The organism is Azospirillum himalayense, assembly GCF_042657465.1.
Lineage (GTDB): Bacteria > Pseudomonadota > Alphaproteobacteria > Azospirillales > Azospirillaceae > Azospirillum > Azospirillum himalayense.
Genome location: NZ_JBHSLC010000010.1, coordinates 258641 through 271443, shown reverse-complemented (window position 1 = coordinate 271443; position 12803 = coordinate 258641). Strand labels below are relative to the sequence as shown.

Annotated in this window: 9 protein-coding genes; 4 read left to right on the top strand and 5 right to left on the bottom strand. The window is 70.2% G+C overall.

Annotation, left to right across the window (positions count from 1 at the left end):
- Positions 1–23 precede the first annotated feature (23 nt).
- On the bottom strand, positions 24–911 hold the full coding sequence (locus ACFPMG_RS08510; RefSeq protein ID WP_376994738.1) for a LysR substrate-binding domain-containing protein: 888 nt from the start codon (positions 909–911) through the stop codon (positions 24–26).
- A gap of 245 nt (positions 912–1156) precedes the next feature.
- Between ACFPMG_RS08510 and ACFPMG_RS08505 the strand changes: the two genes are divergently transcribed.
- On the top strand, positions 1157–1924 hold the full coding sequence (locus tag ACFPMG_RS08505; RefSeq protein WP_376994737.1) for a sulfite exporter TauE/SafE family protein: 768 nt from the start codon (positions 1157–1159) through the stop codon (positions 1922–1924).
- 4 nt (positions 1925–1928) lie between these two features.
- Here ACFPMG_RS08505 and ACFPMG_RS08500 read toward each other — a convergent pair whose 3' ends face one another.
- Genes ACFPMG_RS08500 through ACFPMG_RS08490 form a run of 3 tightly spaced genes read right to left on the bottom strand, consistent with a single transcriptional unit; the run spans position 1929 to position 6893 of the window.
- The gene (locus ACFPMG_RS08500; RefSeq protein WP_376994736.1) at positions 1929–5060 is read right to left on the bottom strand and encodes an efflux RND transporter permease subunit; all 3132 of its coding nucleotides are present in this window, start codon (positions 5058–5060) and stop codon (positions 1929–1931) included.
- Positions 5061–5076: 16 nt separating this feature from the next.
- Positions 5077–6237, bottom strand: a complete 1161-nt coding sequence (locus tag ACFPMG_RS08495; RefSeq protein WP_376994735.1) for an efflux RND transporter periplasmic adaptor subunit — start codon at positions 6235–6237, stop codon at positions 5077–5079.
- Positions 6234–6893, bottom strand: coding sequence for a TetR/AcrR family transcriptional regulator (locus ACFPMG_RS08490; protein ID WP_376994734.1), 660 nt, complete (start codon positions 6891–6893; stop codon positions 6234–6236). Before ACFPMG_RS08490 ends, ACFPMG_RS08495 begins: the two co-directional genes overlap by 4 nt.
- A 341-nt stretch (positions 6894–7234) precedes the next feature.
- Here ACFPMG_RS08490 and ACFPMG_RS08485 point away from each other — a divergent pair, with 341 nt between their 5' ends.
- The 3 genes from ACFPMG_RS08485 to ACFPMG_RS08475 all read left to right on the top strand — a co-directional run bounded on the left by ACFPMG_RS08485 (position 7235) and on the right by ACFPMG_RS08475 (position 11623).
- Positions 7235–8314 carry a lytic transglycosylase domain-containing protein gene (locus ACFPMG_RS08485; protein WP_376994733.1) on the top strand — a complete coding sequence of 360 codons (1080 nt, stop codon included), beginning with the start codon at positions 7235–7237 and terminating at the stop codon, positions 8312–8314.
- A gap of 267 nt (positions 8315–8581) precedes the next feature.
- Positions 8582–10531: a methyl-accepting chemotaxis protein gene (locus ACFPMG_RS08480; RefSeq protein ID WP_376994732.1), complete on the top strand. Its 1950-nt coding sequence runs from the start codon at positions 8582–8584 to the stop codon at positions 10529–10531.
- Between the two features lie 102 nt (positions 10532–10633).
- Entirely contained in the window at positions 10634–11623 is a 990-nt protein-coding gene (locus tag ACFPMG_RS08475) for a small ribosomal subunit Rsm22 family protein (RefSeq protein ID WP_376994731.1), read from the top strand.
- 3 nt (positions 11624–11626) lie between these two features.
- On the opposite strand, the gene ACFPMG_RS08470 is transcribed toward ACFPMG_RS08475, so the two are convergent.
- On the bottom strand, positions 11627–12745 hold the full coding sequence (locus ACFPMG_RS08470; protein WP_376994730.1) for a DNA topoisomerase IB: 1119 nt from the start codon (positions 12743–12745) through the stop codon (positions 11627–11629).
- Positions 12746–12803 lie beyond the last annotated feature (58 nt).

Genomic DNA, 12803 nt, shown 5'->3' with positions numbered 1-12803 from the left:
CCCTCTCCCCAGAGGGGAGAGGGTTAAACAGCACCGGCCAGCCGCTTCACCAACTCGCGGCTGTGGCTGGACAGCGCGTCCAGTCGGCGCACGCAGACGACCAGCGAGCGCACCGCCCAGGCATCAGTGAGGCGCACCGCGCGGATCTTCGTGAAGCGGCGGCAGCGCTTCGCCGAGGCTTCCGGGACGATGCCGAGCCCCACCCCCTGCTCGACCATCCGGCAAATCCCGTCGAAGCCGCGCACCCGCACGCGCAGCTTCAGCGGGCGGCCGGCACGGATGGCGTGCTCGTTGATGTGCTGCTGAAGGGCGTTGCGCGTCGCCAGCCCGACGAAATCCTCCTCCAGAATCTCGCGCAAGGCGACGCTGCGGCGGTTGGCCAGCGGGTGGCCGTGCGGCGTGACCAGCACCATGCGGTCGGTGCGGAAGGGAAAGACCTCCAGCCCTGACAGGTCGGCGTGATCGGACACCACCCCGGCGTCGGCCAGCCCCTCCGCCACCGCCCGCACGATCTCATGGCTGGGCCTTTCCTCCAGATCGATGTCGATGTTGGGGTGGGCGGCGAGGAAAGGCGCCAGGGCCTCGGGCAGGAATTCCGCCAGGGCGGCGGTGTTGGACAGCAGCCGCACATGGCCCTTCAGCCCCTTTGCGTAATCGCCCAGCTCGCCGCGCATCCGCTCCACCTGCTGGAGGAGGAGGCGGGCGTGATGGACCAGCGCCTCACCGGCCGGGGTCGGGCGGACGCCACGCCGCCCGCGCTCCAGCAGCGGCACGCCGAGCGTCTCCTCCATCCCGCGGATGCGCGCGCTCGCCGAGGCGAGGGCGAGGTGCGTGCGCTCCGCGCCGTGGGTGATGCTCTCCGCCTCCGCCACGTTCAGGAACAGCCGCAGGTCGGTCAGGTCGAAGCGCATGGGCGGGTCTCCGGCGGGGCGCCAGCCTTCGTCTAAACCGAAGGCTGGCTGCGTGACATCCACATTGCCGGAAGGCGCGGTGGAGCTTCAAGTGGCACTAGATCCCTCTCCCGTCCCGGGAGAGGGTGACCGCGAAGCGGGCGGGTGAGGGTCGCACGAGGATTGATGCATGATCCTCGGCGGCACCCTCACCCTTCCCACGCTTTGCGCGGGCCCCTTCCCTCTCCCGAGGCGGGAGAGGGAAATTGAAGAAGGTTGCCGTGATGATCGACCTGCCTCTCCTCATCGTCGCCGCCATGGCCTTGACCTTCCTGCTGGCCGGGTTCGTCAAGGGCATGATCGGCCTGGGCCTGCCGACCGTCGCCATGGGTCTGCTCGGCCTCGTCATGCCGCCCGCCGAGGCGGCGGTGATCCTGATCGTGCCTTCGCTGGTCACGAATCTCTGGCAACTGGCCTTCGGCCCCGGCCTCGGCGCCACCATCGAGCGATTCTGGCCGATGATGCTGGGGATCACGCTGGGCACCTGGGCCGGGGCGGGGCTGCTGGCCGGCGCCTCGTCGGGGCAGGCCGCGGCGGCTCTGGGCGGAGCATTGGCGCTCTACGCGGTGGCCGGGCTGGTGAAGCTGCCGCTGCGGGTGCCGCCGCCGGCGGAATCCTGGCTGTCGCCGCTGGTCGGCGTGGCGACCGGTGTGGTGACGGCGGCCACCGGCGTCTTCGTCATCCCCGCCGTGCCCTACCTCCAGGCGTTGGAGCTGGAGCGCGACCGGCTGATCCAGGCGCTCGGCCTGTCCTTCACCGTGTCCACGCTGGCGCTGGCCGCCGGGCTGGCGCAGCACGGGCTGTTCGACGGCACGCTGGCCTGGGGATCACTGGCCTCGCTGCTGCCGGCCCTGGCCGGGATGGCGCTCGGCCAGAGCCTCCGCCGCCGGGTGCGGGCGGAGGTGTTCCGGCGCTGCTTCTTCCTTGGCCTGCTGGCGCTCGGGCTGTTCCTGATGCTGGAGCATCTGGGGTGACGAGCTACTCCGCAGCCGTGCCGTGCGCCACCGCGTCCGGGTCCTTGTGGGCGAACCAGCGCTTGAAGCGCCGGGACAGCGCGTCGAGGTAGGTCAGGATCACGGGAACCACCAGGAGGGTGAGCAAGGTGGAGCTGATGAGGCCGCCGATCACCGCGTGGGCCATGGGTGCGCGCTGCTGCGCGCCTTCGCCGATGCCGAGCGCCAGCGGGATCATGCCGAAGATCATCGCCATGGTGGTCATGACGATGGGGCGCAGACGGATGATGCCGGCCTCAACCACCGCATCGCGCAGTTCCACCCCGCGGGCGCGGGCCTGGTTGGCGAAGTCGACCAGCAGGATCGCGTTCTTGGTCACCAGCCCCATCAGCATGATGAAGCCGATGGCGCTGAAGATGTTCAGCGTGGAGCCGGCGACGAGAAGCCCCAGGAACACCCCGACCAGCGACAGCGGCAGCGACATCATGATGGCGATGGGCTGGAGGAAGCTGCCGAACTGCGAGGCCAGGATCAGGTAGATCAGGATCACCGCCAGCAGCAGCGCCTGGGTGGCGTAGGCCGACGTCTCGGCGATGTCCTTGGTCGAGCCGCCGAAGACGATGCGGTAGCCGGGCGGCAGCTTGATCTCCGCGATGGCCGCCTGAAGCTCCTTGCCGGCGTCGCCGGCCGGGCGGCCCTGGACGTTGGCCTGGACGTTCACCTCGCGCGACAGGTCGCGGCGGTTGATCTGCGAGGCGCCGAGCGTCGTCTCGACCCGGCTGACCTGCGACAGCGGCACCATGCGCGGCGCGCCCTCGGCGTCGTTGGAGCCGGTCAGGTAGATGCGGTCGAGGTCGGCGCGGCCCACCCGGTCGCTTTCCGGCAGACGCACCAGCACGTCGTAGGTCTCGCCGTCCGGCGCTTTCCAGGTGGACACCTTGTCGCCGGCGAAGAGGGGACGCAGCGTGTTCGCCACCTGCGCCGTGCCGACGCCGAGGTCGCTCGCCAGATCGCGCTCCAGCCGCACCGACAGGGTCGGCTTGGCGGCCTTCAGGCTGACATCCACGTCCACGAAGCCGCGGATGCCGGCCATGGCGGCGGTCACCTGCTTGCCGATGCGGTCCAACTCCGCGATGTCGCGGCCCTGGACGGACACCTGGATCTGCTTCTGCACGCCGCCGACGCCGGGAATGCCGATTCCGATCTGCACACCGGGGATCGCCGACAGCCGGTCGCGCAGCGGCGGCGCCAACGTGTTGGGCGTACGCGTGCGCTGGTCGATCGGCTTCAGCCGGACATAGACGCTGCCCCGGTTCTTGCCGACCGACGCCCCCGTGTTGACCGTGGAGTAGGTGTAGGCGACCTCCGGGAACTCGCGGATCGCCGCCTCGACCTGCCGCAGCTTGGCCGCCGTGTAGTCGAGCGAGGAGCCGACCGGCGTTTCCACATCGACGATGGATTCCCCGAGGTCGGCGGCGGGCACGAACTCCACGCCGATGCGCGGCACCAGGAAAAAGCTGCCGACGAAGATCGCCAAGGCCATCAGCAGGACCAGCCAGCGCCAGCGCAGCGCCCAACGCAGCGTTCGGCCATAGACCCGCGCCAGCGCGTCGAAGGCGGCCTGGAAGCCCGCCGCGAAGCGCCCGAAGACGCCGCGCCCGTGCCGCCCGTGGGCCGCCGGATCGTACCACAGGCTGGACAGCATGGGGTCCAGCGTGAAGGACACGAACAGCGAGATCAGCACCGCCGCCGACACGGTGATGCCGAACTGCAGGAAGAAGCGCCCGATGATGCCGCCCATGAAGGCCACGGGCAGGAACACCGCCACGATGGTCAGCGTGGTCGCCAGGACCGCCAGACCGATCTCCTTGGTGCCGTCCAGCGCCGCCTGCCGGTGCCCCTGGCCCTTGCCGAGGTGGCGCATGATGTTCTCACGCACCACGATGGCGTCGTCGATCAGGATGCCGATGGCCAGCGACAGCGCCATCAGCGTCATCGTGTTCAGGGTGAAGCCGAAGGCCGCCAGCACGCCGAAGGTGCCCATCACCGCCACCGGCAGGGTCAGCGCCGTGATCACCGTGCTGCGCCAGGACCCCAGGAAGATCATCACGATGGCGATGGTCAGCACGCCGCCTTCGACCAGCGTGCGCTGGACGTTGCTCAGCGAGTTGGTGATCCCGCGTGAGGTGTCGCGCACCACCTCCAGGGCGACATCGGAGGACAGGGAGCCGTCGCGGCGCAGCTCGTCCAGCGCCTTGTAGAGACCGCGCGCCACCTCCACCGTGTTGGAGCCCTGGATCTTCACCACGTCGACGGCCAGCGCCGGCTGCCCGTTGAACAGGGCGACGGACTCCTGCTCCTCCTGACCGTCCAGCACCTCGGCGACCTGGCGCAGCCGCACCGGCTCGCCGCCGCGGCGCGTGACGATGATGTCGAGAAGCTCGCGCGGGTTGATGACGCGGCCATCGACCTGGACGACGCGCTCCGCCCCGTTGCCCGAGACAGTGCCGGCGGGAATGTCCTGGTTCTCGTCGCGGATCGCCTTGAGGACCTGATCGACGCCGACGCCCAGCGCCTCCAGCCGTTCGGGACGCAGCCGCACCTGGACCTGCCGCTTGACCCCGCCGGCGATGGTCGCCCGCCCGACGCCGCGCACGTTCTGCAGGCGCTTCAGCACGATCTGGTCGGTCATGGTGGTCAGGTCGCGCAAGCTGCGAATGTCCGACTTCACCGCGAGGGACAGGATGGGCTGGTCGTCCGGGTTGAAGCGGGTGATCTGCGGGTCCTTCACCTCGTCCCGGAACTTGGGGCGCAGGGCCGACACCTTCTCGCGCACGTCCTGCAACGCCTGGGTCGAGGCGGTCTTCAGGTCGAACTCGGCGATCACCACCGACTGGCTCTCGTAGGAGCGGGAGGTCAGCGTCTTGATGCCGGCGATGGTGTTGACCGCGTCCTCGACGGGACGAGTGACGTCGGTCTCGACCGATTCCGGGCTGGCGCCGGGGTATTCGGTGGAGATGACGACCAGCGGGAAATCCACGTCGGGAAACTGGTCGACGCCCAGCCGGTTGTAGGAGAATAGGCCCAGAACCATCAGCGCCACCATCATCATGGTGGCGAAGACGGGGTTGTCGACGCTGATGCGGGTGATCGGCATGGCGCGGCGCGTTCCCTTACGAACCCATGACCTTGACGGCCCGCCCGGCGGTCAGGCCGGGCAGGGGAGCGGTCACCGCCAGATCGCCGTCGGCCAGCCCGCGCACCTGAACGAGATCGCCGCGCGACCAAGCGCCCAGCACCTCGACCTTGCGGCGCTCCACCCGCACCCCGGAAACGACCAGCACGAAGTCGCCGTCCTGGTCGTGGCGGACCGCGGCCGGGGGCAGGGCAAAGGCGCCCTCCACCTCGTCCACGACGGCGTCGCCCGCGGCGAACATGCCGCCGCGCAAGGCCCCGTCGGCGTTGTCGAGGACGATGTAGACGGGGATGGCGCGGGTGCCGGCGCGGGCCATCGGGTTGATGCGGGCGATCTGGCCGACGAAGTCGCGCTCGCCGAAGCCTTCCACGCGCAGCCGCACGGTCTGGCCGGGCTTCAGACGAGCCACGTCGTCGGCGGGCACCGCCGCCTCGACCTCGACGCGGCTGAGATCGACGACGGAGAACATCTTGGCGTTGACCGCCAGCGTCTCGCCGGGGTTGACCGCCCGTTCGGCCACCGTTCCGTCGATCGGGCTCGCCACCACCGCGTCGCGCAGCGCCTTGCGGGCGAGGTCCACCTGGGCCTCCAGCGCTGCGACTGTGGCCTGCTGGAAGCGGAAGGTGCTCTGCGCCTGATCCATGTTGGTTTCCGAGACGATGTCCTTCTGGCGCAGCGCCAGATTCTTCGCGCGGGTCTTGTCCGCCAGGACGAGCTGCGCCTTGGCGCCCTCCAGATTGCTCAGCTTCTCATCCAGCTTGGCCTGAAGCTCCACCGTGTCGAAGCGGGCCAGCACCTCGCCCTTCCGGACGGCCTGCCCCTCGCGCACCGGCACCTCGACCAGCCGGGCGGCGACCTCCGATTTCACCATGGACTGCTCCATCGGCTTCACGGAACCGCTGAGCCGCACCAATTCGGTCAGGCGGCGCGGGGCCATGCGGGTCAGCTCGACGGGCGACAGCTCCACCGCCCGCTCCGCCGGGGGCAGGCCGGCCACCGCCGGGGAGACCGCGTCATGGCTGCTCGTGGCCTTCCAGGCGACGCCGCCCGCGGCCACAGCCCCGACGATCAGCAGGGGGAACAGCAGGCGCCGCCGCGGCTTGGCGGCGAGACCATCGGAACGGGCGGCGTCGATCATGGGGTGCGGTCCTTGGGTTCGGCCCTCAGCCCGTTGAGGACGAGGTCGAGATAGGCGTCGAGGTAGAATTCGGCGGAGGCCGCGGCGGGGTCCGGCTCGAAGGGGCGCAGAGAGTGGTTCCACAGCGAGAGCATGCTGAGCGGGGCGGCGATGACGCGGGCCATCTGCTCCACGTCGACGGGCCGGAACTCTCCGCGCTCGATGCCGCGGCGCAGGATGCGCGCGAAGAAGCGCCGTCCGCGCAGGACGACCTCCTCCATGTAGAAGCGGGCGAGGTCGGGGAAGTTCTGCGCCTCGGCGATGACCAGCTTCGACAGCCCGGCGTTGGGGCTCTGCTCCATCTCCCAGAAGCCGCGGGCGAGGCCGCGCAGGAACTCCTCGCTGCTGCCGGTGAAGCTGTCCAGCAGGTCCTCGCCCATCTGGAACTGCGGCAGGATGGACTGCCGGACGACCGCTTTGAACAGCCCTTCCTTGTTCTCGAAATAGAGGTAGGGCAGCCCGACGCTGACGCCGGCCTTGCGGGCGACATGCTCCAGCTTGGTTGCGGCAAATCCGCGCGAGATGAACAGGTCGCGCGCCGCCTCGATCACCTCGGCGGGGCGGGCCTCCTTGCGGCGGGACCGGCGGGAGGGGGGAAGGGGAGAGCTGTCGGGCATCGGTGAGCGGCTATAAATGAACGTTCATTCAATATGGAATGGCCTCTGAAAAGTCAAGCGGTTGAGAGGACTGCGGCAATCGGGCCGCAAGTTTAGGGCGTGACAGGAGTGGGTCTCTCGCCTGCATTCGCAAAGACGCCAACAGTGCCAAATGGGGCAGAAAAACGGCCAATACGGATGAACAGCATTTGCCTGAAAACCATTCCAATGGGCTATGAAAAAGGGAAAGGCCGTAAAATCAGGACATTACACCCGCCTTGTTGCTTGACAGCCGGCACCATTACATCGCAAAGAGAGGGTAACGCTTTCGATCTTTGTGCAACCAGCACGGACCCCTCCTCGTGGCTTATCGCGACTTCACCGCGGCCCGCGCCGCCGGTGCCGCCCTGATTCTCGCCCTCGGCTTGGCGGGTTGCGCTTCGAACGCTCCGGAAACGGCGGAGCTTGTCGTCAAGGCCCCGGAGGTGGCCGAAGTCCCGATTGATCCGAAGGACCCGCTCGGCCGCTGGGTCCCCCACATCCGCGAGGCGTCGGAACGGTTCGACGTGCCGGAGAAGTGGATCAGGGCCGTGATGATGCGCGAGAGCGGCGGGCGCTCCGTCGTGAACGGCCGCACCATCACCAGCCATGCCGGTGCCATCGGGCTGATGCAGGTGATGCCCGGCACCTACGACATGATGCGCACGCAATACGGGCTGGGGTCCGATCCGTCCGATCCGCGCGACAACATCCTGGCCGGCACCGCCTATCTGCGGGAGATGTATGACCTGTTCGGCGCGCCGGGCTTCCTCGCCGCCTACAATTGCGGCCCGGCCTGCTACGCCTCGCACCTCGCCGGCAAGCAGCGGCTGCCGCGGGAAACCCGGATGTACATCGCGGCATTGACGCCGAATCTGCGCGGCGTGGCGCCCCGCGAACCGTCGCAGGCGGCGGGCGCCAGCGCGATCGAGGTCGCCATCGTTCCGGCGAGCGCCCCCACGCCGACGACCGTGGCGGTGGCCGCCAAGCCCGCCACCAAGCCGGCGGCGCCGGAACCGATCGCCGTCGCCGCGGTGGTGCCGGAACCGGTGGCGCCGGTGCCGCAGACCCCGGCATCCCCGGCGCCGGTCGCCGTGGCCGCTCTGGAGCCCCGCCCGGCTCCGCTCGTGGTGGAGCCCATGGGTCGCGGCGAGGTCCGCCCGCCCGCGGAATTCGTCGCCGCCACCGATCGGGACGCGCCGGCCGCGGCCCGCTCCGGACGGACGCCGTCGCGGACGGTGGAAACCCTGGTCGCCGAGGCGATGCTGCCGCCCCATGCGGTCGGCAAGGGGGAGCGGGTGGTCATCCGCTTCGTGTCGCAGCGCAGCGGCGGCTGCGGCAGCCTGGAGGGCCGGGACCGCGTCTGCGTCGCCCTGGCCGGAGGGGAAGGCGCCGGCCTGTAACCACCCCGTCCGCTTCCGTTTCACAGCATCGGCAACAACCACAGGCGGCGCCCACCGGACGGTCGGGCGCCGTCTTCGGTTTTCCACAATAGCCTCACACCCACGTCCCCGAGCATATAGGTACTCAAACAATAAAGCCCCGGAGGAGCCGCCCCGCGCGATTCATCCGGAACAACGAAGAGTTCGGGGAAACGCTGCGGATGAGGTGCGGAGATGGTATCCGGTGCAGGTGAACGGGCCAAACGCTCGACTTTCCAAGTCGTTGTGGTGGATTGCCTGATTGCGGGCGTCGTGGTGGCCGCATTGGCTGTGTTCGGCGGCATGACCGCCATGGAGGCGACGCGCATCGCCGACGGCAACGCCGAGCTGGCGCAGCGGGTGGCCGAAAACCAGAGGATCGCGCTGGAGGCCGAGCGGCTCGCCAAGCTGGGCGAGGCGGTGATTGTCAGCGGCGACGAGGCGACGCGCGGCGACGCGCTGACCAGCCTGGACGCTCACGCCGCGCGGATGTCGGCCAACGCCGCGCCGGAGATCGCGCAGACCGTTGCCAAGGCGGTCGCGGCGAGCCGGGAGGCCGCGGCCATCGGCGCCAAGGTCGAGGCGCTGGACAAGAAATTCGGTTTCAACATCAGCCGCGCGGAGAGCCTGTCGGGCGACATCGCCCGTGGCCTGTCGGCGGCGATGCGAGCGACGACGCAACCGACGGATGAGCAGGCGCTCGCCACGCTCTTCTCGACGATCCGCGACGCCAAGTTCCTGCTGACCCGCCTGCCGTCCCAACTCTATCCGCCGGCCGTCGGCAACGACCTGCGCCAGTTCCGCGAGCACATGGCGAAGGCCATGGAACTGCGCCGGCATCTGCCGTCCGCCGACGAGTTCGAGAGCGTCGCCGACGACATCGCGTCCTTCGCCGCACTTGACGAGGCCTTCGCGCAGCGCACCGAAACGCTGCGCCTGACCACCGACGCCCACGCCCACAACCAGGAGGTCCGGACGCTGGTCGATGGGCTGGTGCAGGGGATGAACGCCGCCTCCGACGCGGTGACCGCGCGCAGCCAGGAGGGAGCGGCGGCGCTGACCGCGGTGCTCGACCGGCTGACGCTGATCGCGCTGGGGGCCTTCGTGCTGATCGGGCTGATCGGCGGCGTGAACATGCTGCTGGGCTACCGCTTCATCATGCAGCCGGTGCGCGACGCCAGCCGGGCGCTCCAGGCGCTGACCCGCGGCGAGGGCGCGGTGCCGTTGCGCCCTTCGCCCCTGCGCGAGATCGCCGACATCCATGGCGCGGTCGAGGCCTTCCGCGAGGCGCTGGACGCCCGCCAGCGGGCGGAGGAGACCCGCCGCCACCAGGAACGGCGCGCCGAGGAGGAGCGCCGCGCCCTGATGTCGGAACTGGCGGACGGGCTGGAGCGCACCGTGCAGGCGGTGGCCGGCTCGCTGTCCGTGGCGGCGTCGGAGGTCACCGGCTCCGCCCGCGCGGTGGCCGGCATGGCGTCGGACACCGCGCAGCGCACCCGCGCCGCCGCGGACGCCGCCGGCACGGCGACCAGCAACGTCGGCGCCGTGGCATCGGCCAGCGAGCAGCTCTCCGCCTCCATCGACGGGATCGGGCGGCAGATCGCCCAGTCCCGCAGCGTGGCGGAGGACGCCGTCGCCGAATCCCAGCGCGCCGACGGTCTGACCAAGGGCCTGTCGGACTCCGCCCAGAAGATCGGCGAGGTGGTCGCCATCATCACCGCCATCGCCCAGCAGACCAACCTGCTGGCGCTCAACGCCAGCATCGAGGCGGCGCGGGCCGGCGACGCCGGAAAGGGCTTCGCCGTCGTCGCGACGGAGGTGAAGGCGCTCGCCTCCCAGACCGCCTCCTCGACGGAGGAGATCGCCACGCTGGTCCATGGCATCCAGCAATCGACCATGGGGGTGGTGGACGCCATCGCCCGCATCGGCTCCACCATTGGCGTGATCGGCGAGAGCGTGAGCGGCATCGCCGCGGCGGTCGAGCAGCAGCGCCAAGCGACCTCGGAAATCACCCACAACGTGCGCATCGTGGAGTGCATGAACACCGATGTGTCGTCCAACATCGGCGATGTCAGCCGGGTGGCGGTGGACACCGGGCGCTCCGCCGACGCCATGATGGGGGCGGCCGACCGCCTGTCGGAACTGGCCGGCACCCTGAACGGTGCGGTGGACGATTTCCTGCGGCAGGTGCGGGCGTAAGCGCCGGTTCCCTGTTTTGTCCCGGGCTCTGTTTTGTCCGTGTGCGCGGGGCGGGCGGCGTGCTAACAGGCGGAACGAGACCACGCCTGCCCCTCCGGACCCATGGAACTTCCCCCCTCGCTCCGCCACGCGGTGGACCGCGCGCTCGACGGCATCGCCCTGTCCGACCTGAAGCGCGCGGCGGACCGCCTCTCCCAACGCTACCGGGCGGAAGTGCGGGACGGACGCTTCCACCTGTCGGACGATCTGGCGGCGCGGGCCTATCTCGCCACACGCCTGCCGGCCACCTTCGCCGCCGTCCGCTCCAGCATGGAAGCGGTGGCCGAGGCGCTTCCTGACTTCGCCCCGGTCACCGCCCTGGACGTGGGGGCCGGGCCGGGAACCGCGCTGTGGGCGGCGTCCGACTGCTGGGCCAGCCTGGACGACGCCCTGCTGATCGAGGGCAGCCCGGCCATCCGCGCGGTCGGCGAGACGCTGTCGCAAGCGGCGGCGCCCGCGCGGATCGTGTGGCGGGCCGGCGACGCCACGGGTGACCTGCCCGGTTTGGAGCAGCGCGATCTGGTGACCCTGGCCTATGTGCTGGACGAGTTGGCGGAGCCGGCGCGCGACCGGCTGGTCGACCGGCTGTGGTCGCTCACCGCCGGCACGCTGTTGATCGTCGAACCCGGCACGCCCGCCGGCTGGGCGCGTATCGTCCGGGCGCGGCAGCGGCTGGTCGCCGCCGGTGCCCATCTGGTGGCGCCCTGCGTGCACAGCGCCGCCTGCCCTCTGGCGGCTCCCGACTGGTGCCATTTCTCCCGCCGGGTCGCCCGTTCCCGCCTGCACCGCATGGCCAAGGGGGCGGAGGTGCCGTGGGAGGACGAGAAGTTCGTCTACATCGCCGCCTCCCGCCAGCCCGGCGCACGCCCCGACGCCCGCATCATCGCGCCGCCCTGGAGCGCGGGAAACGGACGCATCGGCTTCAAGCTCTGCGGCCGGGACGGCACCCGGACCGAACGGATTCTCGGAAAGCGCGACGGCGCCGCCTTCAAGGCCGCGCGCCGGCTGGACTGGGGCGATGGCCTGTCCACCCCGGACCAGCCGGAGGTCTAGGCCCTACGCCGCGCGCCGCCGCCGGCTCTCGCTGGCGCGGGATCGGCGTTCGCGCTCCAGCCGGCCGCGCAGGAACGCCAGAACGGCGGCCTCCTCGGCCTCCAGCTCGGGAAGCTCCTCGCGCAGCTCGGTCTCCACCTCGCGGGTCAGGGAGTCCAGCAGGTTGCCCTCCAGATAGGCGTCCAGGATCTCGGGGTGGACGTAGCTCTTGCGGCAGACGCTGGCGGTGTTGCCGAGGCGGGCGGCCACCTGCTCGATGGCGTGGGTGACGTTGCGCTTGGCCTTGGCGGTGCTGTCGAAGGTTTCGAACTCGCGTAGCGCCATGGCGGCCAGGACGGTGCCCGCCCAGGTGCGGAAGTCCTTGGCGGTAAAGTCCTGTCCGGTGACGGCGCGCAGATACTCGTTCACGTCGCCGGAACTCACGGCGTGGCGCTGCCCGTCGCGGTCCATGTACTGGAACAACTCGTCCCCCGGCACGTCGCGGCAGGCGCGGACGACGCGGGCAAGGCGGCGGTCCTTCAGCGCGACGTTCCATTCCTTTCCGGACTTGCCCTTGAAGGTGAAGCGGATGTCTGCCCCCTCGATGTCGGCGTGGTCGTCGCGCAGGGTGGTCAGGCCGTAGCTGCTGTTCTCCCGCGCGTAGCTTTCGTTGCCGACGCGGATCAACGTGGTTTCCAGCAGCCGGACCACGGCGGCCAGCACCTTTTCCCGCGGCAGGCCGCGGCGGGCGAGGTCGCCGTCCACCTGACGGCGAATGGCCGGCAGGGCGCGGCAGAAATCGAGCATGCGCCCGAACTTCGTGCCCTCGCGCATCTCGGTCCAGCGGGGATGGTAGCGGTACTGCTTGCGCCCGCGCGTGTCGCGGCCCGTGGCCTGGAGGTGGCCGTCCGGGTCCGGGCAGATCCAGACGTCGCGATAGGCCGGGGGAATCGCCAGCTTGCGGATGCGCTCCAGCGTGTCCTCCTCGGTCACCCGCGTGCCGTCGGGCCACCGGAAGGAGAAGCCCTTGCCGGCGCGGCGTCGCCGGATGCCCGGCTCGTCGTCGCAGACATAGGTCAATCCGGCGCAGGCCGCGGCCTCTTCCGCGTCGGTGCGGGGATCGGTGACCGTCACTCCGTCCATGCTGGAATCCCCATCGGTTGCCAGCGGGAAACATCGGCGCCGCGTTTTGGTTGCATGG

Coding starts and splice junctions, on each gene's coding strand:
- ACFPMG_RS08510 (WP_376994738.1), bottom strand. CDS start 911: ATGCGCTTCGACCTGACCGACCTGCGGCTGTTCCTGAACGTGGCGGAG.
- ACFPMG_RS08500 (WP_376994736.1), bottom strand. CDS start 5,060: ATGCCGATCACCCGCATCAGCGTCGACAACCCCGTCTTCGCCACCATG.
- ACFPMG_RS08495 (WP_376994735.1), bottom strand. CDS start 6,237: ATGATCGACGCCGCCCGTTCCGATGGTCTCGCCGCCAAGCCGCGGCGG.
- ACFPMG_RS08490 (WP_376994734.1), bottom strand. CDS start 6,893: ATGCCCGACAGCTCTCCCCTTCCCCCCTCCCGCCGGTCCCGCCGCAAG.
- ACFPMG_RS08475 (WP_376994731.1), top strand. CDS start 10,634: ATGGAACTTCCCCCCTCGCTCCGCCACGCGGTGGACCGCGCGCTCGAC.
- ACFPMG_RS08470 (WP_376994730.1), bottom strand. CDS start 12,745: ATGGACGGAGTGACGGTCACCGATCCCCGCACCGACGCGGAAGAGGCC.